The organism is Pseudomonadota bacterium (assembly GCA_016719885.1).
In the GTDB taxonomy this organism is placed as follows: domain Bacteria; phylum Pseudomonadota; class Gammaproteobacteria.
Genome location: JADJYF010000026.1, coordinates 1 through 23,291 on the forward strand (window position 1 = coordinate 1; position 23,291 = coordinate 23,291).

The following is a 23,291-nucleotide window of genomic DNA, read 5'->3' on the forward strand; positions in this document are numbered from 1 at the left end:
GGTGTAAGAGCCTGGGCCTGGGCAGGTGCTTACCTGCGTCAGTTGATCACGACGGAGAGCCGTGCAGCGGATTGTCGATCAGGACCGTGCAAGTCTCAAGTTGCATGTAGCGTCGCTGTAGCGCCCACTCGTCGTTCTGCTCCAGAAGTATCGCGCCGACGAGCCTGGTCACCGCCGCGTCGTTGGGGAAGATGCCCACCACGCCGGTGCGTCGTTTGACCTCGGCGTTGAGACGTTCGAGCGGAATGGTCGAGTGGATCTGAGTTCGATGAGCCTTGGGGAAGGCGAGATAGCTCAGCACCTCGGTCTCGCCTCTGGTCCATCAACGCGCTGAGCTTGGGGAACTTGACGCGTAGCTGGTCAGCGACGATGCGCCATTGCGCGACCGCCGCCTCGTGGTCTCCTGGGTAAACGGCGGTGCTGATGGCGGAGCACACCATCTGCCGTTGGCCCTTGCCGGCGTGGGCGAGCGCGTTGCGCAGGAAGCAGCGCCTTTGCAGCGCCGCCGGTCGCACTCAGCACCTTCGACGCCGCTGCCTTCAAGCTCCTTGATGGGCATCGGAGATCACGAGCTTCACGCCGCGTAATCCCGCGCCGCGTGAGGGGCTGCGCAGGAAGTCCGTCCAGAACGGCTCGGCCTCGCTCGGCCCGACCGCCATGCCGAGCACCTCGCGCATGCCGTCGAACTGACCGCCACGGCGATTATTACCGCCTGACACGATGCGACCGGCCTCCCGCGCTTTGACGTAGGTGGCGTCGATCCACAGGTACGGCCAGTTGCTTCAACGGCCGGTCGAGGAACGCGCCCTGACCCGCTCGTCGATCCCCGGCGCACAGCCGCGACACCCGGCTCTTGGAGATCCTGCTCATGCCCATCGCCTTGACCAACTCGTCCACTGAACGGGTCGAGACGCCTTGTACGTAGGCTTCCTGGATGACCGCCGCCAAAGCCTTCTCACGTGCGGCGGCCCAGGAACGGCGGGAAGTAGCCGCCGCCGCGCAGCTTCGATCTTGAGCGGAATGCCGCCAGCCGCGCGTCTCCCACAGACGCTCGCGGTAGCCGTTGCGGCTGTTCTGCCGATCGCCACTGCGCCGCCGTAGGCCGCCCCGCACAGGTTGTCGACGTCCATCGCCATCAGGCGCTCGACGACGGGGAGACCGGGTCGCGAAGGAAATCTTGGTCGGCCCCTTCTCGACCAGCTCGGTCAGTGTAATGCTTGTCTTGGTCATCGTGGTGTTCTCCAGGTCATGGTTTAGCTTGTAACTCAACCTTAACTCCAGACCCACGATGGCCGCCGAACCTGGCCCAGCCCACCCTGGGCGGGCGGGCTGGGCCAACCGGTGCGGCCACCTTTCAGTTCTTACACCACTCGGCGGGACGCAACCCGACCCACAAGGAAGGGGCCAGTGGAGTTCGCGGGGATGGAGATTTTGTGGGTCCGGTTTCAACCGGACATTGAGGCGGTGGCTTCGAGGCATGGTGGCCTTGGTGCCTGGCCCATGAATGTCCGAATGAATTCGGACCCACGAGGAAGGTGTCGGGGAGTTCGGTGTCGCGGCATGAACACGCGTGATAGTCGTGACTTCGGTCCGTGTATGCTGAAAGAATGAAAGTCGCCGAGATCCTTAAACTCCTGCAGCAGGATGGCTGGTTCCAGGTCGCGCAGAAAGGCAGCCATCGCCAGTTAAAGCATGCGTCCAAGGCTGGGCGGGTAACAGTTCCTGGCAAGCCGGGCGATGATTTGGCTCCCGGCACGCAAAACAGTATCCTCAAACAGGCCGGTCTCAGGTAGGAAGGTCTAGATGAAATACGCCGTGGTAATCGAGAAAGCCGAGGGCAACTATTCGGCCTATGTGCCTGATCTCCCGGGTTGCGTAGCAACAGGCTTCACCGTGCAAGAAGTCGAATCCGAGATCCGCGAGGCCATCGCCTTTCATATCGAGGGGCTGCGAGAAGATGGCCTCGCAGTGCCTGAACCCACGAGCAAAGTCGAATACATTGAATTGGTGGCGTAGTGCCAAGGCGCGTTCCGCGTTAACAGCCAATAGAACGCGCACCTCCGCGCTACGCAATTCGAGGCCACCTCGCCAGCGTGGTCTGACTCCCCGCTCTCCACGTCGCTCCTTGCGCGCGAGCACGCTCATTTCGCCTCACCGGAGTTTCCTGACCTCTGTGCCTCAGAGCGGCGCATTCGGGAGAATGTCTTCTCGGTGTGGGTCCGGTTTCAACCGGACATCGGAAAGTCGTAGGTTCGATACAGGGCCTTTGAATGTCCGAATGAATTCGGACCCACAAGGAAGGGGCCAGTGGGATTCCCAGGGAGATTTTGTGGGTCCGGTTTCAACCGGACATTGAGGCGGTGGCTTCGAGCATGGTCCTTGGTGCCTGGCCTAGGGAGTGTCCGAATGAATTCGGACCCACAAGGATCGTGGCCCATGCATGTCCGAATGAATTCGGCCCCACAGCCCTTCATCATCCATTGTTTGAATCCAATCACTGCTTTCCGTGAGAATTGCCATCAACTGTGACGAAACAAACTGTTTAAATACGCCGCACACAACTGACAAGAACCAAACTCGCGCAATGAATCTCGCTGCCAAGCTGCCCCCTGCACCCCTGATGTTGCCGGCCACCGTCCTGGCGCTTGCCTGTGCGCTGCTGGTGACGACGCTGTGGGTGCAGGGACGCGCGTTGCGCGACAGCGCGGTGAGTCTCGCGCCGCGTGCCGCGCATGGAGTGGGCCAGGGCGACGATGCGCCCTTGCCCGCGACTTCGCCGGCTGTCTCGCTGACCCCCTTGGCGGCCAGCGATCTGTTCGGTCGATACGACCCCGCGCAGGCGGCGGCAGCAAGCACCGCCAAGGCGCCCTCGCCCACCGCCCCCGTGCTCGGCGACAAGGCGCCCGACAGCCTGCCCGATGCGACGGTGGCGCTGCGCCTGCAGGGCATCATCTTCAAGCGCGACCCGGCGCGACGCCGCGCCATCATCGCCGGCGACGGGCCCAATGCCGAAGTGCGTAAAGTGGGCGACGAGTTCGGCGGCGTCATCATCCGCTACATCGAGCAACGACGCGTGGTGGTGGAACAGCAGGGCGAACTGAAAGCCCTGCGTCTGCCCGAAGCGCCCATGGCCAACGGCGCGGCGTCGTTCTCGCAGATGAGTGCGCCGCCGATGCCGGGCAGCGCGCCCGAGCCTTATGTCGAAGAGCCGATGGAGCCGCAATACGAAGCACCGCCGGAGGACTTCGAAACCAGCGAGCCCGTGCCCGAGGAACAAGTGGTGCCGGACGACAGCGGCGACACCGCCGCCGAGCCGATGGAATGATGCCACGCGCCACGTCGCAAGCGCCGGGCAGCCGGCAGCGCCTTGCCACGGCGCTGCAAGGGCTTTCTGCTACCATCGCGACGGCCTCAGCCGTCCCTCGAGGGAGAATCCCAACATCGTGATCCGAATGATCCCACGCCTCGCGCAAGGCCTGCGCCTCGATTGCCGCAGCGCGCTGCTCGCGCTGCTGCTGTGTGTGCCGCTGCTCGCGCTGGCCGAGCCCGAGCCCACCGGCGTCATCAAGGACGACAAGGGCCAGTTCACCATCAACATGCGCGACACCGACATTCGCGCCTTCATCACCGCCATCGGCGAGAACACCGGCCAGAACTTCGTGGTCGACCCGCGCGTGAAAGGCAATGTCACGGTGATTTCATCCGCGCCGACCGACGCCAAGGCGCTCTACGACGTGTTCCTTTCTATCTTGAAGGTGCATGGCTTCGCCGCCATTCCGAGCGGCGACATGGTGAAGATCGTGCCGGACGCAACCGCCAAGCAGGAAGGCCAGGACACCGCCGCCTCCTACGTGGCGCGCGACAACGATGCGCTGGTGACGGCGGTCGTGCCGGTGCGGCACGTGAGCGCGCCGGAACTGGTGGCGGTGTTGCGCCCGCTGCTGCCGCAGGAAGCGCACCTCGCCGGCTTCGCCGCCAGCAACGTGCTGGTGGTGGCCGACTCCGGCGTCAACGTGCGGCGCATGATGCGCATCGTCGCGCAGCTCGACACCGCCTCGGACAAGTCCATCCAGCTCATCGAACTCAAGCACGCCGACGCCGAGGAAGTGGTGCGGGTCATGAATTCCCTGTCCGGTGACCCGGGCAAGCAGCAGTCGCCCGGCGTCAGTGGCCCGCAGTTCATTGCCTACGGTCGTACCAACACCGTGCTCATGCAGGCCGCGCCGAATGAAATCGAACGCTACCGGCGGCTCATCAACGCGCTGGACGTACCCGATCGCGGCCCCGACGGCGTGGAAGTCATCCCCTTACGCTTCGCCACCGCCGCCGACCTGATGCCGGTGCTGCAGGGCGTGTTGACCGGCGAGAGCATGCCGCCCCAAGGCAACAGCGGCGGCGCCAGCGGCGCGCCGCGCGGCGAAGGCATGGCGACGGTCGCGCCCGGCGCCCAGCAGACGCCCGGCTCGTCGAACATCCAGGCCGACGAAGCCACCAACACCCTCATCATCCAGGCGCCAACGCGCCAGTTGAAGATGCTGCGTGAAGTGATCGCGCGCCTCGACGTGCGCCGCAACCAGGTGCTGGTGGAAGGCATCATCGCCGAGCTCAGTACCACCAGCGAGGCCGAACTCGGCATTCAATGGAAGACCAGCCAGACCAACAACGGCATCGTCACCGGCAGCACCTTCAGCGGCGGCAGCGTGTCGCCCAATATCACCGGCGCGGTCAGCAAGGGCGTGTTCGGCTTTGCCGACGGCCTCGCGCTCGGCTACCTGCGTGGCGGTGACATCCGCGCGCTTCTGAATGCCTTCAGCGGCGACCGCTACACCAACGTGCTGTCGACGCCGAGCCTCATGACCCTGGACAACGCCGAGGCCGAGATCGTGGTCGGCCAGAACGTGCCCTTCGTCACCGGCTCGTTCAACAACAGCTCGATCACGCCCGACAACCCCTTCCAGACCATCGAACGCAAGGACGTCGGCATCCTGCTCAAGGTCAAACCGCAGATCAACGAAGGCGGCACGGTCACGCTGGAACTGGAACAGGAAGTGTCGAGCGTCGATTCCTCGACGCGCGGCGCCGACCTCATCACCAACAAGCGCTCGATCAAGACCACCGTGCTGGTCGATGACAGCGACATCGTGGTGCTGGGCGGGCTCATCCAGAACAACCTCACGGAGAACGATCAGAAAGTGCCGTGGGTCGGCGACATCCCGGTGCTGGGTCACCTGTTCAAGAACGCGCGCAACGATCACAGCAAGACCAACCTCATGGTGTTCCTGCGCCCGACCATCATCAACGATCGCGAGGGCAATCTCGCCACCGCCACCAGCCGCTACGAGGAGCTGCGCCGGCGCCAGGAAGCCGAGGAGCCGCGCCGCAAGGGCAGCCTGCTGCGTGAAGAGGCGCCTCGCCTGCCGGCGGCCGACGGCCTGTTGGAATGAACGTGCCGTTCGCCTTCGCGCGTCGCCACGGCGTGTTCGTGCGTGACGCGGGCGGCGCGGAGCGCGTGATGGTGTACCGCGTCAGCGCGCCCCTGGCGGCGCTGGCCGAGACCCAGCGCGTGGCGGGCGGCGCGCTGCCGCTGGTGCCGCTGTCCGACGACCAGTTCGAAACCGAACTGCAGCGCGCCTACGAAGGCAGCGCGCAGGGCAACGGCCAGTCGATGGCGGATCTCGGCGAGGAATTCAACCTGGCCGATCTCGCCGATGAACTGCGCGAGCCGACCGACTTGCTCGAAAGCGCCGACGATGCGCCGATCATCCGCCTCATCAACGGCGTGATCAGCGAGGCCATCCGCGAGAACGCCTCGGACATCCACATCGAACCGTTCGAATCGCGCCTGTCGATACGCCTGCGCGTGGACGGCGTGCTGCGCCAGATCATGGAGCCGCCGGCCGCCATCGGCCCGCTGCTGGTGTCGCGCATCAAGATCATGGCCAAGCTCGACATCGCCGAGAAACGCGTGCCGCAGGACGGCCGCATAAGCCTCCGCATCGCCAACCGGCCGGTGGACGTGCGCGTGTCGACCATTCCTTCCGGCAGCGGCGAGCGCGTGGTGCTGCGCCTGCTCGACAAGCAGGCCGGGCGCCTGCAGCTCGAACAGATCGGCATGGATGAGCCGACCACCGCCAGCATCGATCAGATCATCCACCTGCCCCACGGCATCTTTCTCGTCACGGGGCCCACCGGCTCGGGCAAGACCACCACGCTGTACGCGGCGCTGGCGCGCATCAACGACCGCAGCCGCAACATCATGACGGTCGAAGATCCGATTGAGTATTACATCGACGGTATCGCCCAGACCCAGGTCAACACCAAGGTCGATATGACTTTCGCGCGCGGCCTGCGCGCCATCCTGCGGCAAGACCCGGACGTGGTGATGGTCGGTGAAATCCGCGACATCGAGACCGCGCAGATTGCCATCCAGGCGAGCTTGACCGGCCACCTGGTGCTGTCGACCCTGCATACCAATTCGGCGGTCGGCGCGCTGACGCGTCTGCATGACATGGGCACCGAGCCTTTCCTGCTGGCGTCGAGCCTGGTGGGCGTGCTGGCCCAGCGCCTGGTGCGCAGGCTGTGCTTCCATTGCCGTCAGCCCCTGTTGCCCGATGCGGCGCTGGCCGCGCGTCTCGCCATGAGCGAACAAGCGCTCGCGCAGAACACCGTGTACGAGGCCGCCGGCTGCGCGAAGTGCATGCAAATCGGCTTTCGCGGCCGCACCGCCATCTACGAATTCGTGTCCATCGACAAGGAAGTGCGGCGCCTCATCCACGACAACGCCGGCGAGCAGACCATCGAAGCCTATGTGCGGCGCCATTCGCCCAGCCTGTTCGACAATGGTCGCGACAAGGTGCTGGCCGGCGAGACCACCGCCGAGGAATTGATCCGCGTTACCACCGCGAGCTGAGTGCCGCCCCCGCATGCCCGCCTACGACTACCTGGCCCTGACCGCGAGCGGCGCGCGCCAACGCGGCGTGACGGAAGCCGACACCGAGCAGCAGGCGCGCCAGCGTTTGCGCGATCAAGGCCTGGTGCCGCTCAGCGTCGAGAGCAGTCGCCGCTCGGCCGGCGCCGGCAGCGGCGCGCATGGATTTCGGCGCAGCGCGCGCCTGGGCGGCGACCAGGTGGTGCTGTTCACACGCCTGCTCGGCACGCTGTTGAATTCCGGCCTGCCGCTCGACGACGCCTTGACGGCCTTGTCCAAGCAATCGGAAAGCAGCGACTTCAAGCGCGTGGCGCTCGACGTGCGGGCGCGCGTGCTGGAAGGCCATGGCCTCGCCGCCGGTCTCGACCAGTTCCCCAAGATCTTTCCGCCGGTATATCGCGCCACCATCGCCGCCGGCGCGCAGACCCGCCACCTGCCGACGGTGCTGGCGCGGCTCGCCGACTTCATGGAAGAGCGGCAACGCGTCGCGCAGCGGTTGAAGGTCGCGATGATCTACCCCACCGTGCTGACGGTGGTGGCCATCGCGGTGGTCAGCGGCCTGCTCGGTTACGTGGTGCCCGAGGTGGTGAAGGTCTTCAGCCAGATGAACCGTGAACTGCCGGCCCTGACGCGCGGGCTCATCGCGGTCAGCGGTTTCATGCGCCAATGGGGCGTGCTGATGTTCGCGGCGCTCATTGCTTCAGGCTTCGTGGTGCGCGCGTTCTTCGCGCGGCCGGCGCCGCGCCTCGCCCTGCATCGCCTGATGTTGCGCCTTGCCCTGCTCGGCACCCTCATCCGCGAAGCCGATGCCGGGCGCTTCGCACGCACGCTTGCCATCCTGCTCGGCAGCGGCCTGTCGATGCTCGAAGCACTGCATATCGCCGCGAAATCGGTAGGCAACAGCAGCACCCTCATCGAACTCGAAGCGGCGATAGAGCGCGTACGCGAAGGCGCGGCCCTGAGCCAGGGCCTTGCCCGCGTCAGCGGCTTCCCGCCGTTGCTCGCCCACCTCGTCGCCAATGGCGAGAATTCCGGCGAACTGCCCAAGATGCTCGACTCCGCCGCCGACGCCCATGAACGCAGCATGCAATTGAAGATAGCAGTGCTGATGGGTCTCGCCGAGCCGCTGTTGATCCTGCTGATGGGCGCCGTGGTGCTGGTGATCGTGCTCGCCATCCTGCTGCCGATCTTCGATATGAATCGCCTGGTGTAGGCGCGAGTTTATTCGCACATTGGAATCGGCTTCACGGCGGCGTGAATGTGCGAATGAACTCGCACCTACAGCAGGATCGTCGGTCAATTCGTCCCGTCGCGCCAGCGGCTTGAATGTGCGAATGAATTCGCACCTACGGTAGGGCCGTCGTTCAATTCGTCTTGTCGCCCCCCCTGTAGGTGCGAATTTATTCGCACATTGGAATCGGCTTCACGGCGGCATGAATGTGTGAATGAATTCGGCAGCCTACTAGCAGGATCGCCGGTCAATTCGTCGGGTCGCGCCAGCGGCACATATCAGTGCGAATGAATTCGCACCTACGGTAGGGCCTTCAGTTTCAATTCGTCTTGTCGCACCCTGGTAGGTTCAGAAAGGTTTATTCGCACATTCGGGGAATCGGCTTCACGGCGGCATGATGTGCGATTCGAAGAATTCGCATCTACGGTAGGGCCGTCGTTCAATTCGTCTTGTCGCACCCCTGTAGGTGCGAATTTATTCGCACATTGGAATCGGCTTCACGGCGGCGTGAATGTGCGAATGAATTCGCACCTACATCCGCGCTTTCAAGGTCAAATCAGCGCGCACCAGGCCGGCCACGGGCAGGGCTTCGATGGTGGCCCGTTCCACTTCTATGCCCTGCTTTTCATCGAGGTTCACCAGCCACGCGGCGAGCTTGGGGAAGGGCATGTCGTCGAGATAGAGCGACAGAGCATTGGCGCCGGCCGGCGCCATTTTCTTGGTGTGTTCCTGCACGCCGGCGGCGTGGGCGCTGGTGGTGACCACGTTCAGCAGGGATGCGCCGGGCGGCAGCGTGGCGCGTTGCTTGGCGCCGCCGCCGAGAGACTTCATCTCGTTCGCCACCTCGACGAGATGCGCTTCGAGTTCACGCGCCGCGCCGAGGCGCGTGGCGAGGCGCGCGTTGGCCTGGCTCATGGGATCGATGATGAGCAGGAAGTACAGCGCACCCATCACCACCAAGGCGCCGAGCACCAGCAGGCGCTTCTCCGAATCGTTGCGGCTGTCGAACCAGGCGCGCATCACGAACCCACCTGTACGCGCAGACGCGCCACCACTTTGCCATCGCTCGCCTCGGCGCTCAGGGTGTCGGCATTCAAGCCGGCATCGTTGAGCGCGCTGCGCAGGCTTTCGACCGCGTCCATGCCCGCCACTTCCACGCCGAGTTCCAGCGCGCCGCTGGAAAACGCGGCCTGCGTGACACGGGTGTCGGGCGGGAAACTCGCGGCACGCAGCGCATCGACCCGCGCCAGCACGTCCAGCAGTCGCGGCGTGGTGGTCGCGCCGGCACGCAGGGCGGCGAGCGCCTGGTCGGCCTGCACTCGCGGATTGACGATGCGCTGGATGTCGGGAAACGTGGCGCGGAACAAGGCGTCGTTGCGCGCACTGACGGATTGTTCGCTGCGTTCGAGCACCGCGTGTCGCCACGCCAGCATGGCCGGCCAGGCGACCAGCGCCACGGCCGCCACCACCGCCGCCATGCGCCACAGGCGCCGCGCCTTGGCGGCGAGCGCGGTGTCGGTGCTCGCGTCCAGCACGGCCAGCGCGGCCTCGTGTTCCAGCCACGCCAGGCGTTGGCCATCGCTGAGCGCGGCCTGCCATTGCACGTCGAGGCCCTGCAGGGCAACGCGCGGGAAATCCTCAGGCGGCGTGCTGGCATGCACCACCACCCGCGCGGTGTCGGGAAACTGTTGGCGCAGCAGCGGAATGAGCGAGCCGAGATCGGACAGCGTGGTCTTGAAGGCGACGCCGCGCTCGATGCGCAGCAACACTTCGTCGCCGTCGACGACCACCGTCCAGGTATGCGGCGCACAGGGCAAGGCGCATTGCTCGGCAATCACCAGGCGCGGCTCGAGACCGTGGCTTACCAACGCCTCGCGCAGCGCATCGCGCACGCTTTTGGCGAGCGTGGCCAGCACGTAACGGCCTTGGCCCTCGGCGGCCAAGGCGAAATGCAGGCTGTCCAGCGGCTCGGCCAACTGTTCTTCGATGGCATAGGGCGCGGCCTGGCGCGCCGTGCGCAGGTCGCTGACCGGCAACTCCACGCGCAGCAGGCTGACCAGCGTCGCATCGAGCAACAGCACGCAATCACGCCCGCCGAGCGCGGCGGCGAAGTCCGCGTAGCCGCCCTCGCGCGTCGCGCCGTCGTCGCCCCGCCAACGCAGCGTGGCCGGCTCGGTCGCGCGCAGCGTGGCCAGTAGCGTGTCACTCATCGAAGAATCCTTTGTCGCGGCTCACCAGCGTGACGTTATCACCATCGCGCCGCGCAAGCAGCGCACGCGCCGCCAGGACGGTCTGGCCGCTGGTGACGGCCATGTCGAGCTTGAAGTACTCGCTGCCGACGGTCAGGCCCTGCGACACCAGCGAACGGCCCAGCAGCATGGGCAGCGCGCGGAACTCGGCGATGCTGCGAAACGGCCGCACCTTGCGCGTCTCGATGACCAGGTTGGCGGTGGCGCGGTCCATGGCCGGCGACAGGCTCATGAGGATCTCGGCCGGCGCGGTGTTGACGTTGATGGCCGTTGCGCTCGGCAGCACCGTGACGAACGGTCGCAGCTTGGCGTACACCTCGTCGTCGATGCCGCGAATGAGCTTGAGTTCACTGACGTCGGTGAGGCCGCGGTTGGCGCTGCGGTACGGCGGCTTCATGCGGCTGTAGTAGTCGTCTTCGGCACCGTTGGGAAAGCGTTCGTCGCTGTCGGTGTCCAGCCAGTCGAGGATGGCCGGCAACACCGATTCATCAATATCGAGAGTGCGCAGCAGCAGCGAGAAGCGCGCCACGGCGATCTGCTGGGGGCTCAATTGCAGGCCTTCGCCGCTCGGTGACGGGCCGGCGCCGACCGCGCCGGCCGAGGCCACGCCCGGCACCGCCGCCAATGCCACCATGCCCATGGCGTCGCTTTCACGTTGCACGGGGCTGTTGCCGCCTTTCACGCCGACCCGGCGCTCGGCACCACCATCGGCGCGGCGCCGGCCGTCAGCGGCCGACGCGGCGCGAGGGCGCCACCGACGCCGCCGCCCAGCGCCGCCTCTTCACTCGCGGCCGCGGCCTCGGCTTCAGCATCCGGGCTCGGCTCATCGGCGGGCTGCTGGTTGCCGGACTGGGCGATGACGTCCGCATCGAAGGCGATGTCACGCAGGTTGAACAGGCCCTGCGCATCGCGCAGCGACGCCTCGCCGCGGCCGTCGTCGCGCGCGGTCTTCAACACCGTGTTGGCCCAGGCCTCGTTGCTGGCGTCGTAAGGCTCCTTGCGCCCGTCCAGCGCCAGCACGCGGCGTGCATCGCGTTCCAGCGCCTCGAACACGCCGTCGGCGTTGCGCGCCTCGAAGGTCCTGGCGGTGGCGGCGATGCTGTGCGAGCCGCGCATGGCGACACTGCTGGCGAGCGACACCACGATCACGATCACGACCAGCGCGCCGAGGATCGCCATGCCCTCTTGCCGTGCTCTCGACCGCGGCATGCTCAACCCGGCCGCGCCAGCACGCGCCGCAGGCGGCGGGCATCGCGCATTTCGACGGTGAACTCGACGCCGCGCGGCAGTTCGGCCTGGCTCACGGCGTTGTCGTCGCGCGGCCAGAATTCCACCCACGCGCCGCTTTCGAAAAAGCGCAGCTTGAGCGACTTCACGTCGCGCAGCAGGCGCTGACTGTGAAAGCCGCTGTCGGGCGTGCGATCGAGCACGTCCCACACGTCGCGATACAAGTCGCCATCCTGCACGCGGTAACGCACACGTCGCAAAGCCGGCCCGACGTCGAACGGGCCGAGGTCGGGCATGCGCCGCGTGAAGGTCAACAGTTCGCCTTTCAAGCCCGCGCGCAGCGCCGGCTCGGGCGCGCCCAGCGCATCACGCACGCTGCGCGGCGCCAGGGCCGCGAAGTCCTGTTCCATGATGGCGATGGCGAAGCGCAGCGCTTCGTAACGACGCGTGGCGTGCTCGAGGCCGTCATTGAAAGACAACAGGTGGCGCACGCTGCCGTAGCTCAAGGTGCTCAGCACCGCGAAGATGCTGATGGCGACCAGCAACTCGAGCAGCGTGAAGCCCCTGGCCGCGCGCATCGTCACGGGTTGACCGCCGCGGCCGCGGCCGTGCGTTGGCGTTCGATGCGCGCCACCGGCGCAGCGCGGCGCCCGCCGTCGCGCACTTCCACCACGATGGCATATTCGGTGGGCGGCGTGGCGCCGCCCGTGGTGTCTTCGCTGTTCATGCCGCGCGCGCGCGGCGGGTCCAACTTGCGTACCGTCAGGGTGTATTCGAAATTGCGGCCGTAGAGCGCCTCGCGCCCCTTGCGCTCATCGACGTTGAGTTGTTCGTGTTCGAGCAGGTATTGATCGAGCACGTTGCTGGCCTCCCATTCCGCCAGCAGCCGTCGCTCGAGATGCCCCTGGTTGGCGATCGATTCGCGCACCACGCCGAGCGTACCGCCGAGCACCACTGCCACCAGCGCCAGCGCCACCAGCACTTCTATCAGCGTGAAGCCGCGCGCGCTGCGGGTGTTCATGTGGCGGGCGCCATCCAGGTGGCGATGAACTCGCCGTCCACGTTGTCATGGAAGCGGTAATAGCCGCGTTCGCGGCGGTGGCTCAGCATGATGTTCGCCATGCGCGTTTCGCCGCTAGGCAGGCACACCACCGCCGGCCCCGGCGCGACCTTGCCGCCGCGCGGCGGCGGCACCGTGAGTTCCACTTCGTCGGCCAGCACGCGCGGCGCGTCGTTGCCGCCGCGCGCCACCGCGCGCCAGCCGCGCTGGTAACGCTCGAGCGCATAGCGGCCGGCGACGATGCGAATGCCGGCGGGAGTGCCCGACAGCACCGCGCTGTCGCGACAGTCGTTGAGCGTCAACACGAAACGCTGCGCCTCGAGCTTCAAGGCATCGGCGGCGCGGTCCGGCAGGCTGATGCGCACCACCACCAGCATCACGCTGATGATGGCCACCACCACCATCACCTCCAGCAGGGTGAAAGGCGGCCGGCGCGCGCGTGCTATTTGACGGTCCAGTTACCGATGTCGGCATTGAAGCCCTCACCACCGGGAATGCCATCGGCGCCATTGGAGTAGAGGTCGAAAGTGTTGTGCTGGCCGGGATAGAGATACTGGTAGTCGCCGCCCCACGGATCCTTGGGCACCGATTCGATGTAACCATCGTCCTTGTAATGGGCGCCGGCCGGCAGACCGGTGGGCTTGTGCACCAAGGCATCCAGGCCTTGCTCGGTGGTGGGATAGGTGAGGTTGTCGAGCTTGTACAAGTCCAGCGCCGCCGATACCGCGCGCAAGTCCTGCTGGGCGCGCACCACCCGCGCTTCGTCGGGGCGGCTCATCACGCGCGGCACGACGATGGCGGCGAGGATGCCGAGGATCACCACCACCACCATCACTTCGATGAGCGTGAAACCGCTTTGTGCGTGGGTTCGACTGCGCGCGTATTGCATGGTGACCAAGGGCCGCTTCCTTTGAACAATGTGCTTGTGGCTAAGTGTAACCATGTGCCCAGACCGCGTCATGACAGGATTGGCGAAAGACCAACGCTGCTGCGTGGCCATGATCTTCACGCGCGCGCCGCGCGTAAATGGCAAATGACACATTCGGCGACAGTCCGCGCGCAGCCCTCGCGGGGCGGAACTCGACGCTTTCACCCGAGTCATGCAAACCATTAGAATCCAGGCCAAATCCGACACGGGCGTCGGTCCGGAAAGAAGGCAACGTGGACACCGCAACCTCAACGCGCGAATCGATTCTGCGACTGCGTGACTACGTCAATCAGCGCATCCTCGGCCAGGACCACCTGGTCGAACGCATGCTGGTGGCGCTGCTCGCCGATGGACACCTGCTGGTGGAAGGCGCGCCGGGCCTGGCCAAGACCCGCGCCATCAAGGTCCTGAGCGAAGGCATCGAGGGCGAGTTCCATCGCATCCAGTTCACGCCCGACCTGCTGCCGGCGGATCTCACCGGCACCGAGATCTACCGTCCGCAGGACGGCTCCTTCACCTTCCAGCAAGGCCCGTTGTTCCACAACCTGGTGCTGGCCGACGAGGTCAACCGCGCGCCCGCCAAGGTCCAGTCGGCCTTGCTCGAAGCGATGGGTGAACGCCAGATCACCATCGGCCGCGTGTCCTATCCGCTGCCCGAGTTGTTCATGGTGATGGCCACCCAGAACCCGCTCGAGCACGAAGGCACCTATCCCCTGCCCGAGGCGCAGCTCGACCGCTTCCTGCTGCACATCAACATCGACTATCCGAAACACGAGGACGAGAAGCGCATCCTGCACTTGTCGCGGCGCGAGGCGGCGAGCAACGCACCGCATACCGCGCACGGCGAACCGGTGGTGGACCAGGCGCAGATCTTCGCCGCGCGGCGCGAAGTGCTGGGCGTGTACATGAGCGACGACGTCGAGAACTACCTGATGGAGATCGTGTTCGCGAGCCGCGCGCCCGGCGCCTACGGCAGCGATCTCGCCGGTTGGCTGGCCTATGGCGGCAGCCCGCGCGCGACCATCGCCATCGATCGCGCGGCGCGCGCCCACGCCTGGCTGCGCGGCCAGGATTTCGTGTCGCCGGCCGACGTGCAGGACATCGCCAAGGACGCGCTGCGTCATCGCGTGATCCTGAACTACGAAGCCGCCGCCGACGGCGTGACGCCGGATCGCTTCGTCGATGAACTCCTGAAGCGCATCGCCGTGCCCTGAGCACGGCCCAGCCTGACGCGCCATGAGCGCCCTGCCCACCCAAGTCGCGAGCGCGCCCGCCACCGGCCTCGAGCGGGTCGAGCCGCAGATGCGTGAGCTGCTGGCGCTGGCCGGCGCGGCCGGCTCGCTGCCGCCGTGGACGCGCGTCATCCGGGCCCGTGCCAGTGGCCCCTTCCTGTCGCGCCTGCGCGGTCGCGGCATGGAATACGACGAATCGCGTCCTTACCTGCCGGGCGACGACATCCGCCAGCTCGACTGGCGCGTGACGGCGCGCACCGGCAAGCCGCACACCAAGATGTTCCGCGAGGAGCGCGAGCGGCCGGTGCTGATCTCGGTGGACTACCGGCGCGCGATGTTCTTCGCCACGCGCGGCGTGTTCAAGGCGGTGCAGGCTGCGCGCGCCGCCAGCCTGCTCGCCTGGCACGCACAGCAGAATGGCGATCGGGTCGGCGCGCTGGTGTTCGCCGATCAGGAACATCACGAGCTGCCGCCGCGCCGCGGTCGCACCGCCACCATGCAGTGCCTGAAGCTGCTCGTCGCGCAGGGCGCGCTGCAACGCGCCGCGAGCCGCGCGCCCGCCGGCCCGGCGCGGCCGCTGGCCGATTCCTTGAAGCGCGTGGCGCGCGTCGCCAAGCCCGGCACGCTGGGGTTGATGGTGAGTGATTTTCGCGGCTTCGATGCCGAGGCCAAGGCCGCGCTGGTGCAGCTCGGCCTGCACGTCGACGTCGGACTCATCGCCATCCACGACCCGCTCGAAGCGAGCTTTCCCGAATTCAACGAAAGCGCCAGCATCGCCGACGGTGAACGCAGCCTGCGTCTGGCCGGCATCGGCCGCGCGCAACGCGATTCCTACGCCGCACAGTTCGGCGCGCGCATCGCCGCGGTACGACAGGTGTGTCGCGAGCGGCGCATGCTGTTCACCAGCATGGATACCACCGCCGATCCCATCGCGGCGCTGGTCAAGCTGTTCGGCGGCTGAGCGATGCCCACCGCGAAAACGCCCGAGCTGCCGTTGCGCGACATCCATCTGCCGGAGCCGGTGTCGTGGTGGCCGCTGGCGCCCGGCTGGTGGCTGTGTCTTGCGCTGCTGGTGATGTTGACGGCGGCCGCGCTGTGGTGGTGGCGCGGCGCGCCCATGCGTCGCCTGCGCCGCGCGGCGCTGGCCGAGTTGACCCTCATCGAGGCCGCCTACGCCCGCGATGGCGACGGCCATGCCTGCGCGCAGGCGGTGTCGCGCCTGCTGCGACGCGTGGCCTTGCTGGCCGGCGACGCCGAGGCCGCCCACAGCCATGGCGCCGACATGCAGGCGCTGCTGACGCGCCTCGGCAAGATGCCTCTGCCGGCCGAGGTCATCGCGCTGACGGGCGCCGCGCCCTACTCGCCGAGCGCGGCCGCCGCCATCGAGCCGGCGCATTACCGCGCGGCGACGCTCGGTCTGCGCACCTGGCTCGCGCAACTGCGCGTGCCGCGCCAACGATTGACGACGGCCCGCCATGCTGCAGTTTGAGTGGCCGTGGCTATTCGTGCTGCTGCCGCTGCCGTGGCTGCTGCGACGCTACCTGCCGCCGGCCACGCCGGCGCAGGGCGCGGCGCTGCGCGTGCCGACCCTGCATGACTTCGAAGTGCTGATGGCGGGCGGCGGCAGCGCCCAGGCGCGACGCGCCAACGTGTTGCTGGCGGCGCTGGCGTGGGCCTTGCTCGTGACCGGCGCCGCGCGCCCGGTATGGCTGGGCGATGCGGTCGAACTGCCCATCAACGGCCGCGATCTCATGCTCGCGGTCGACCTGTCGGAAAGCATGCACGAGAGCGATTTCGTGCTGAACAACCAACCCGTCGACAGGCTCACCGCGTGCAAGGCGGTGGCACGCGAATTCATCACGCGGCGGGTCGGCGATCGCCTGGGCCTCATCTTGTTCGGGCAGCAGGCCTACCTGCAGGTGCCGCTCACCTTCGATCGCCAGACCGTGCAGCAGTTGCTGGACGAAGCGGTGATCGGCATCGCCGGGCGCCAGACCGCCATCGGCGATGCGCTGGGCCTCGGCGTCAAACGCCTGCGCGAACAGAACACGCCGCACAAGGTCATGATCCTCATGACCGATGGCCGCAACACCGCGGGGGATGTCGATCCGCTGCGCGCGGCGGAACTCGCCGCTGAAGCGGGCCTGACCGTGCACACCATCGGCATCGGCGCCGACGAAGCGCTGCAGCGCGGCTTCTTCGGCACGATACGCGTCAACCCCTCGAACGATCTGGACGAAGACAGCTTGCGCGCCATCGCCAAGAAAACCGGCGGCCGCTATTTCCGTGCGCGCGACGCCCAGGCGTTCGAGAAGATCTACGCCGAAATCGACAAGCTCGAGCCGGTCGAACACGGCGGCTCGCATTTCCGCCCGACCTCCGCCCTGTTCTACTGGCCGCTCGGCGCCGCGCTCGCCATCTACCTGGGCCTCCTGGCGTGGGTGCCGCGTCAAAGCGCGGCGGAGCTCGCATGATGGCCGACTTCCATTTCCTGCGACCGGCATGGTTCCTGGTGTTGCCGCTGCTGTTGGTGCTGGTGTGGTGTGCGATGCGCACTCGGGCGCGGCGGCGTGTGGTCGCGAGTGGTGGATGCGGCCCTGCTGCCGTTCATCGTCGAAGGCGGCGCGGTCGACTTGAAAAGCCGCGCCGGCGGCGTGCTGGCCGGCGCCGGCGCGCTGGCGGTGATTGCCCTCGCCGGGCCGGTGTGGGACCGGCAACCGGTGCCGGTGTTTCGCACCGAGGGCGCGCTGGTCATCGCCCTCGACCTGTCGGCCTCGATGAACAGCGCCGACATCAAGCCCACGCGCCTCGAGCGCGCGCGCTTCAAGATTGCCGACATCCTGCAGGCGCGCAAGACCGGCCAGACCGCCCTGCTGGTGTTCGCCGCGCAGGCCTTCGTGGTCACGCCGCTGACCAATGACGTGCAGACCCTGCTCGCGCACCTGTCGGTGCTCGAGCCATCGATCATGCCGAGCCAGGGCAGCGAACCGGCCGCCGCGCTCGAACTCGCCGCCAAGCTGCTCAATCAAGGCGGCCTGCCCAATGGCCACGTGCTGCTGGTGACCGATGGCGCCGATGAAGCCGGCATGGCGCGCGCCCGCGAACTCGCGCGCGCCGGCACTTTCAACGTCAGCGTGCTGGGCGTGGGCACCACCGATGGCGCGCCGGTGCCCGATGCCAACGGCGATTTCATCAAGGGCGCCAACGGCGCGCTGGTCATGAGCCATCTCGATGCGCCGGCCTTGCAGACGCTGGCGCGCGACGGCAACGGCATCTACCTCGATTCGCGCGCCGATGACGGCGACGTCACCACGCTGTCACGCTACCTCGACGACGATCGCGCGGCCCATGCCGAGCGCCTGGAGAAACTCGCCACCAGCCAGTGGAACGAACGCGGCCCGTGGCTGCTGTTGCCCTTGCTGCCGCTCGCGGCGCTGGCGTTCCGACGCGGTGTGCTGGTGCTGCTGGTGGCGGTGCTCGCCAATGGCGCCGTGCCGCGCGAGGCGCGCGCCGACTGGTGGCGCACGCCCGACCAGGCCGGCCAACGCGCCTTCGAACACAAGGACTACGCCGACGCCGCCCGCACCTTCCAGGACCCGACGTGGCGCGCCGCCGCGCGCTATCGCGCCGGCGACTTCGCCGGCGCCAGCGAGGATCTCAAGACCAGCGACACCGCGCTCGGCCACTACAATCGCGGCAACGCGCTCGCCCGCCAGGGACAATTGCCCGACGCGCTGGCGGCCTACGACGCAGCCTTGAAAATCGCCCCCAAGGACGAGGACGCGAAGTTCAATCGCGCGCTGGTGGCCAAGGCCCTGGAACAGCAGAACCAAGAGCAGCAGCAACAGCAGGACGGCCAGCAGAACAAGCAGAGCAAACAGTCCGAGGGCGACAAGAGCGAGCAACAGCAGTCGGGCGGCGAGAAGGACGGTCAATCCGAGGCCGACAGCAGCGCCGCCACCAACGCCGGCGGCGGCGAGCGTTCCAAGGACAAGACCCACAACGAGCAGGGCAGCGAAGACGCCAACGCCAACGGCTCGGCGCGCAAGCAGGCCGACCGAGCGCAGATGCAGAACGACGAAGACAAGAAAGACGGCGACGACCAGGCCGCGCACGCCAAGCCCGATGACAAGCCGGCCGGCGATGACGCCGAGCGCAAGCAGGCCACGGAACAATGGCTGGGCCAGATCCGCGATGAACCGGCGACGCTGTTGAAGCGCAAGTTCAAGTACCAGTACGAACAGATCTACGGCGGCAAGAGCAGCGAGACCAACCCATGGTGAAACTCCTGGCACGCGCGGGCGGGCTCCTGGCCCTGCTGTGGCAACTGGCGGCGCACGCCGCTGTCACGCTCGACATCAATCCCGAGCCGGCGGTCGCCAACCAGTCGGTGCGCTTGAATTTTCGCGTGACCGGCGGCGTGGATGCCGATCCGGATTTCTCGCCGCTGGAGAAATCCTTCGAGATCCTTTCTCGCAACCGCCAGACCACCATGAGTTGGATCAACGGCAACAGCGAGCAGTCGACCACCTGGGAACTCAACTGCATGCCGCGCGCGGTCGGGCGCATCAGCATTCCCGCCATCAGCTTCGGGCGCCAGTCCAGCACCGCGCGCGACCTCGAAGTGGTGGACGTGCCGGCGCCGTCCACCGCCGGCGATGACAATGCCGACATCCTGCTCAAGGTCTCGGCCTCCACCACCACGCCCTACGTGCAGGAGCAGGTGGTGTACACCATCAAGCTCCTGCACCTGTCGGATCTCAGCAACCCGCGCTTTTCCGAACCGAGCACCAGCAACGACGCGGTGGTGAGGCCGCTGACCAATGGCCGCCAGTTCACCGAACAGTTGAACGGCCGCACCTATGACGGCTACGAACTGAAGTACGTGGTGTTTCCGCAGAAGAGCGGCACGCTGCGTATCGCGCCGCTCAGTCTCACCACCGAGGTGGTGGTGGGCCGCCGCTCGGTGTTCGATCCGTTCGCGCAGTCCTTGAGCACCAAGCGCATCGAGTCGGAAGCCATCGAACTCGAGGTCAAGCCGGTGCCGGCCAGTTACCCGCCGGGCGCCACCTGGCTGCCGGCCAAGCGGCTGCGCCTGCATGAAGAATGGGAACCGGATGTCGGCAGCGTGGAAGTCGGCACGCCGCTCACGCGCACGGTGTTCCTGTGGAGCGATGGCCTGTTGTCCGGGCAACTGCCGAGCGTGAAATTCACGACGCCGGCCGGCATCAAGCTCTACCCGGACCAGGCCCAGACCAACGACCAGGACACCGCCAACGGCTACACCTCGGTGTCGCAACAGAAGTTCGCGATCGTCGCCAACCAGGCCGGTGACGCCGAGTTCGAGGAAGTGGCGCTGCCGTGGTGGAACATCGAAACCGACCAGCTCGAAATCGCGCGGCTGCCGGCGCGCAAGCTGACGGCCACGCCGGCGGCGGGCGCGGCGCCGCCAGCGCCGGTCGCGGCCCTGCCCAGCACGTCCGAGGCAGCGGCACCGGTGGTGAACGCGGCGCCGACGGTGGGCAACGATGCCGAGACCTGGCGGCGCGTGGCCTTGCTGATGGCGCTGGCGTGGTTGACGACCGTGCTGCTGTGGTGGCGCAGCCGTGGCCGCGCCGACGCCGCACAGGCGCCGGCCTCGCATCACGCCGCGGCGCCCGCGCCGCACGGCACGGGCGGCAATCATGAACTCAAGGCCGCGTGCGCGGCGGACGACGCGCGCGGCGCGCGCGATGCCCTGCTCGCCTGGGCGCGTACGCAGGCCGGCGCCGCGCCCGCGCCCACCTCATTGCGTGCACTCGCGGATCAGACCGGCGGCGAATTGGCGACAGCCATCCGCGCGCTGGAAAAATATCTCTACGGCGTCGACAAGACACCGTGGCGAGGCCAGGCGCTGTGGCAGGCTTTTCATGACCATCCACATCAAGCCAAGGCGGCGCCCGCCACGGCGCCGGCCCTGCCCCGCTTGTTCAAGCTCGGCGCCGGCTGAGCGCCACCGAGCCGCGGTCGCGCCACAAAATTTCACAATGTTTTGCGTCCACCGCGTCTCACTCTCTCCAACGAGTGGGTGAGAGCTGGTCAATTTCTGCTCGCCCGCGCGCGCCCAGGCGTTACACTCTGGCCAACCACTGCTTTGGTTCGCGGTCCGCCGTCTCGCGCGCTGCACCAGCAAATCGCCAAGTCCGCCACGCACGGGCAGCCTCGCGGGGAGAACAAGTCGGATGAACGCCGCCGCGGCCGTCCTGGCCGTTGATGACAACGCCACCATACGCAAGGCCATTTCCATGCGCCTCGGCGCGCAGGGCTTTGACGTGGTCACGGCCGCCGATGGCGCCTCGGCGCTGGCGATGGTGGCGCGGCGTCCGTTCGATCTCATCATCCTCGACCTGCAAATGCCCGAGATGCGCGGCGAGGAAGTGCTGCGCCGCCTGCGCGAGCGCTACAGCCCCACGCAGTTGCCGGTCATCGTGCTGGCGGCCAGCAACGATCGCACCGACATCGAACGCACACTGGAACTCGGCGCCAACGATTACATCGTCAAGCCCGGCGACCTGCCGATCCTGCTGGCGCGCATCAACACCCAGCTGACGCTGCGCGACACGGTGGCGCAATTGCGTACCCAGAGCGCGCTGCTGCGCGAAACCCAGGCCTTGAACCAGCGCGGCAGTCACCTGCCGGGCGCCGCCGTCGGCGGCCCGCGCGGCGTGCCGTTCAACGTGCTGCACGACCACACGCCCATGACCTGCTTCGCGCTGTCGCCGAATGGCGTGGTGCTGCATACCAACCATTTCGGCGCGCGCTATCTCGGTTACGACGCGCGCGCCCTGCTCGGCCGCTCGATGCTGGATTTATACGTGCCCGAGGATCGCGCCGTCGCCGCGGAGAATCTCGCCGCCGCGCGCGACATGCCGGGCCGCGTGCACCGCTGGGACATCCGCCAGGTGAAGAAGAACGGCGACGTGATCTGGATGCGCAACAATGCGCGCGCGGTGCGCGACGGCGGCCTGGATCTCGTGCTGCTGACCTGCGAGGACATCGACGACGCCTATCGCCTGAGCGAGATGCTGAGCTTCCAGACCCGTCACGACGAGCTCACCCACCTCGCCAATCGCAAAACCCTCGAGCAGCGCCTGCTGCAGGTCATCGAGAGCGCCCACAGCGAGCACACCGAACACGCGCTCGCGATCCTCGACTTGGACCAGTTCAAGCTCATCAACGACAGCTGCGGCTCGGCGGCCGGCGACGAGCTGCTACGCCAGGTGGCGCATCTCATCAAGGACGCCGCGCGCAAGCGCGACACCATCGCCCGCATCGGCAGCGACGAATTCGCCATCCTCCTCGAGGACTGTGCCATCGGGCTTGCGCAGCACTCCGCCGAGAACCTGCGCCGCATCATCGAACATCACGTATTCCGCTGGAACGGCCGCAGCTACTCGGTGTCGGCGAGCATCGGCATCGTGCCGGTGAACGACGCCAGCGACACGCCGGGCGAGGTGCTGAGCCTGGCCGATACCGCCTGCTACGCGGCCAAGGATTCCGGGCGCAACTGCGTTCACACCTACGAGCTGGACAACCTGCCGGTGCAGCTGCGTCACGGCGAAATGCGCTGGGCGGCGCGCATCAACCAGGCCATGAACGACAATCGCCTGGAGCTGGTGTGCCAGCGCATCGCGCCGCTAGCCGGCGCGCAGGACGGCGCGCATTTCGAGATCCTGCTGCGCATGCGCGATGAACAGGGCGCGTTGATCCTGCCCGGTGAATTCCTGCCGGCGGCCGAGCGCTACAACCTTTCGTGCCGCATCGACCGCTGGGTGATCGACAGTGTCTTCAACTGGCTGACGGCGCGTCCCGCCGCGCTGCGCGCGGTCGGCCAGGTGAGCATCAACCTGTCGGGCCGCTCCATCGGCAATGGCGACATGCTCGACTTCATTCTCGCCGCCTTCCACGGCGGCGCGGTGCCGGCCGAGAAGATCTGCTTCGAGATCACCGAAACGGCCGCCATCGCCGACATGGTTGGCGCGATCCGCTTCATCGAACGCCTGAAACAATGCGGCTGTCGCTTCGCGCTGGACGATTTCGGCAGCGGCTTCTCGTCGCTCGCCTACCTCAAGCAGCTGCCGGTCGATTACCTGAAGATTGACGGCGCCTTCGTGCGCGACATGGACAGCGACTCCATCGACTACGCGATGGTGCGCTCCATCAACGACATCGGACACCTGCTCGGCAAGCAGACCGTCGCCGAGTTCGTGGAAAGCGGCGCGACCATGGACCTGCTGCGCACGCTGGGCGTGGACTACGTGCAGGGCTACGCGGTGGGCCGGCCGGAGCCGATAGCGATGCTGCACACTTCGACCGGCCCGGACTTCGTGGGTCAGACTTCAGTCTGACATTTGATAGACAGCCCACAGTCCCAGTCAGACTGAAGTCTGACCCACA

Annotated in this window: 21 protein-coding genes and 1 pseudogene; 13 read left to right on the plus strand and 9 right to left on the minus strand. The window is 67.0% G+C overall.

Going from position 1 to position 23,291, the window contains the following annotated elements; genetic code table 11:
• Positions 1–46: 46 nt before the first annotated feature.
• Positions 47–1,230: pseudogene (locus IPM80_20675) on the minus strand (IS256 family transposase).
• 377 nt (positions 1,231–1,607) lie between these two features.
• Here IPM80_20675 and IPM80_20680 point away from each other — a divergent pair.
• The 6 genes from IPM80_20680 (at position 1,608) to gspF (ending at position 8,141) form a co-directional block, all read left to right on the plus strand.
• Positions 1,608–1,793, plus strand: a complete 186-nt coding sequence (locus IPM80_20680) for a type II toxin-antitoxin system HicA family toxin (GenBank protein ID MBK8960761.1) — start codon at positions 1,608–1,610, stop codon at positions 1,791–1,793.
• Between the two features lie 10 nt (positions 1,794–1,803).
• Entirely contained in the window at positions 1,804–2,016 is a 213-nt protein-coding gene (locus tag IPM80_20685; GenBank protein ID MBK8960762.1) for a type II toxin-antitoxin system HicB family antitoxin, read from the plus strand.
• 568 nt (positions 2,017–2,584) lie between these two features.
• Positions 2,585–3,325: a hypothetical protein gene (locus tag IPM80_20690; GenBank protein ID MBK8960763.1), complete on the plus strand. Its 741-nt coding sequence runs from the start codon at positions 2,585–2,587 to the stop codon at positions 3,323–3,325.
• Positions 3,326–3,443: 118 nt separating this feature from the next.
• Positions 3,444–5,444, plus strand: a complete 2,001-nt coding sequence (gspD, locus tag IPM80_20695; protein MBK8960764.1) for a type II secretion system secretin GspD — start codon at positions 3,444–3,446, stop codon at positions 5,442–5,444.
• Positions 5,441–6,910 (plus strand): type II secretion system ATPase GspE, encoded by a 1,470-nt coding sequence (gene gspE, locus IPM80_20700; GenBank protein MBK8960765.1) that lies wholly within the window; start codon positions 5,441–5,443, stop codon positions 6,908–6,910. Before gspD ends, gspE begins: the two co-directional genes overlap by 4 nt.
• 13 nt (positions 6,911–6,923) lie before the next feature.
• On the plus strand, positions 6,924–8,141 hold the full coding sequence (gspF, locus tag IPM80_20705) for a type II secretion system inner membrane protein GspF (protein ID MBK8960766.1): 1,218 nt from the start codon (positions 6,924–6,926) through the stop codon (positions 8,139–8,141).
• Positions 8,142–8,690: 549 nt separating this feature from the next.
• On the opposite strand, the gene IPM80_20710 is transcribed toward gspF, so the two are convergent.
• Genes IPM80_20710 through gspG form a run of 8 tightly spaced genes read right to left on the minus strand, consistent with a single transcriptional unit; the run spans position 8,691 to position 13,584 of the window.
• On the minus strand, positions 8,691–9,179 hold the full coding sequence (locus IPM80_20710) for a type II secretion system protein M (GenBank protein ID MBK8960767.1): 489 nt from the start codon (positions 9,177–9,179) through the stop codon (positions 8,691–8,693).
• On the minus strand, positions 9,179–10,369 hold the full coding sequence (locus tag IPM80_20715; GenBank protein MBK8960768.1) for a hypothetical protein: 1,191 nt from the start codon (positions 10,367–10,369) through the stop codon (positions 9,179–9,181). Before IPM80_20715 ends, IPM80_20710 begins: the two co-directional genes overlap by 1 nt.
• The gene (gspK, locus tag IPM80_20720) at positions 10,362–11,069 is read right to left on the minus strand and encodes a type II secretion system minor pseudopilin GspK (GenBank protein ID MBK8960769.1); all 708 of its coding nucleotides are present in this window, start codon (positions 11,067–11,069) and stop codon (positions 10,362–10,364) included. Before gspK ends, IPM80_20715 begins: the two co-directional genes overlap by 8 nt.
• 17 nt (positions 11,070–11,086) lie before the next feature.
• Positions 11,087–11,587, minus strand: a complete 501-nt coding sequence (locus IPM80_20725; protein ID MBK8960770.1) for a general secretion pathway protein GspK — start codon at positions 11,585–11,587, stop codon at positions 11,087–11,089.
• A 32-nt stretch (positions 11,588–11,619) separates the two neighbouring features.
• Positions 11,620–12,219, minus strand: a complete 600-nt coding sequence (gene gspJ, locus IPM80_20730) for a type II secretion system minor pseudopilin GspJ (GenBank protein ID MBK8960771.1) — start codon at positions 12,217–12,219, stop codon at positions 11,620–11,622.
• Positions 12,216–12,656 carry a type II secretion system minor pseudopilin GspI gene (gene gspI, locus IPM80_20735; GenBank protein ID MBK8960772.1) on the minus strand — a complete coding sequence of 147 codons (441 nt, stop codon included), beginning with the start codon at positions 12,654–12,656 and terminating at the stop codon, positions 12,216–12,218. Before gspI ends, gspJ begins: the two co-directional genes overlap by 4 nt.
• A complete protein-coding gene (locus tag IPM80_20740) occupies positions 12,653–13,093 on the minus strand; it encodes a GspH/FimT family pseudopilin (GenBank protein MBK8960773.1) in 441 nt (146 codons plus the stop codon). Before IPM80_20740 ends, gspI begins: the two co-directional genes overlap by 4 nt.
• A gap of 44 nt (positions 13,094–13,137) precedes the next feature.
• The gene (gene gspG, locus IPM80_20745) at positions 13,138–13,584 is read right to left on the minus strand and encodes a type II secretion system major pseudopilin GspG (GenBank protein ID MBK8960774.1); all 447 of its coding nucleotides are present in this window, start codon (positions 13,582–13,584) and stop codon (positions 13,138–13,140) included.
• A gap of 137 nt (positions 13,585–13,721) precedes the next feature.
• On the opposite strand from gspG, the gene IPM80_20750 reads away from it, so the two are divergent.
• The 7 genes from IPM80_20750 (at position 13,722) to IPM80_20780 (ending at position 23,242) form a co-directional block, all read left to right on the plus strand.
• A complete protein-coding gene (locus IPM80_20750; GenBank protein MBK8960775.1) occupies positions 13,722–14,837 on the plus strand; it encodes a MoxR family ATPase in 1,116 nt (371 codons plus the stop codon).
• A 22-nt stretch (positions 14,838–14,859) separates the two neighbouring features.
• Entirely contained in the window at positions 14,860–15,816 is a 957-nt protein-coding gene (locus IPM80_20755; protein MBK8960776.1) for a DUF58 domain-containing protein, read from the plus strand.
• Positions 15,817–15,819: 3 nt separating this feature from the next.
• On the plus strand, positions 15,820–16,344 hold the full coding sequence (locus tag IPM80_20760) for a DUF4381 domain-containing protein (protein ID MBK8960777.1): 525 nt from the start codon (positions 15,820–15,822) through the stop codon (positions 16,342–16,344).
• Positions 16,331–17,329, plus strand: a complete 999-nt coding sequence (locus tag IPM80_20765; protein MBK8960778.1) for a VWA domain-containing protein — start codon at positions 16,331–16,333, stop codon at positions 17,327–17,329. The genes IPM80_20760 and IPM80_20765 overlap by 14 nt, the downstream gene beginning before the upstream one ends.
• A gap of 96 nt (positions 17,330–17,425) precedes the next feature.
• The gene (locus IPM80_20770; GenBank protein ID MBK8960779.1) at positions 17,426–19,138 is read left to right on the plus strand and encodes a VWA domain-containing protein; all 1,713 of its coding nucleotides are present in this window, start codon (positions 17,426–17,428) and stop codon (positions 19,136–19,138) included.
• A complete protein-coding gene (locus IPM80_20775) occupies positions 19,132–20,844 on the plus strand; it encodes a protein BatD (GenBank protein ID MBK8960780.1) in 1,713 nt (570 codons plus the stop codon). The genes IPM80_20770 and IPM80_20775 overlap by 7 nt, the downstream gene beginning before the upstream one ends.
• 232 nt (positions 20,845–21,076) lie before the next feature.
• Positions 21,077–23,242 carry an EAL domain-containing protein gene (locus IPM80_20780; GenBank protein MBK8960781.1) on the plus strand — a complete coding sequence of 722 codons (2,166 nt, stop codon included), beginning with the start codon at positions 21,077–21,079 and terminating at the stop codon, positions 23,240–23,242.
• Positions 23,243–23,291 lie beyond the last annotated feature (49 nt).

Excerpts from the sequence above, each read along its gene's own strand:
- IPM80_20680 (MBK8960761.1), top strand. The coding sequence starts at position 1,608 with ATGAAAGTCGCCGAGATCCTTAAACTCCTGCAGCAGGATGGCTGGTTC.
- IPM80_20685 (MBK8960762.1), top strand. The coding sequence starts at position 1,804 with ATGAAATACGCCGTGGTAATCGAGAAAGCCGAGGGCAACTATTCGGCC.
- IPM80_20690 (MBK8960763.1), top strand. The coding sequence starts at position 2,585 with ATGAATCTCGCTGCCAAGCTGCCCCCTGCACCCCTGATGTTGCCGGCC.
- gspE (MBK8960765.1), top strand. The coding sequence starts at position 5,441 with ATGAACGTGCCGTTCGCCTTCGCGCGTCGCCACGGCGTGTTCGTGCGT.
- gspF (MBK8960766.1), top strand. The coding sequence starts at position 6,924 with ATGCCCGCCTACGACTACCTGGCCCTGACCGCGAGCGGCGCGCGCCAA.
- IPM80_20710 (MBK8960767.1), bottom strand. The coding sequence starts at position 9,179 with ATGCGCGCCTGGTTCGACAGCCGCAACGATTCGGAGAAGCGCCTGCTG.
- IPM80_20715 (MBK8960768.1), bottom strand. The coding sequence starts at position 10,369 with ATGAGTGACACGCTACTGGCCACGCTGCGCGCGACCGAGCCGGCCACG.
- IPM80_20725 (MBK8960770.1), bottom strand. The coding sequence starts at position 11,587 with ATGGCGATCCTCGGCGCGCTGGTCGTGATCGTGATCGTGGTGTCGCTC.
- gspI (MBK8960772.1), bottom strand. The coding sequence starts at position 12,656 with ATGAACACCCGCAGCGCGCGCGGCTTCACGCTGATAGAAGTGCTGGTG.
- gspG (MBK8960774.1), bottom strand. The coding sequence starts at position 13,584 with ATGCAATACGCGCGCAGTCGAACCCACGCACAAAGCGGTTTCACGCTC.
- IPM80_20750 (MBK8960775.1), top strand. The coding sequence starts at position 13,722 with ATGGCAAATGACACATTCGGCGACAGTCCGCGCGCAGCCCTCGCGGGG.
- IPM80_20755 (MBK8960776.1), top strand. The coding sequence starts at position 14,860 with ATGAGCGCCCTGCCCACCCAAGTCGCGAGCGCGCCCGCCACCGGCCTC.
- IPM80_20760 (MBK8960777.1), top strand. The coding sequence starts at position 15,820 with ATGCCCACCGCGAAAACGCCCGAGCTGCCGTTGCGCGACATCCATCTG.
- IPM80_20765 (MBK8960778.1), top strand. The coding sequence starts at position 16,331 with ATGCTGCAGTTTGAGTGGCCGTGGCTATTCGTGCTGCTGCCGCTGCCG.
- IPM80_20775 (MBK8960780.1), top strand. The coding sequence starts at position 19,132 with ATGGTGAAACTCCTGGCACGCGCGGGCGGGCTCCTGGCCCTGCTGTGG.
- IPM80_20780 (MBK8960781.1), top strand. The coding sequence starts at position 21,077 with ATGAACGCCGCCGCGGCCGTCCTGGCCGTTGATGACAACGCCACCATA.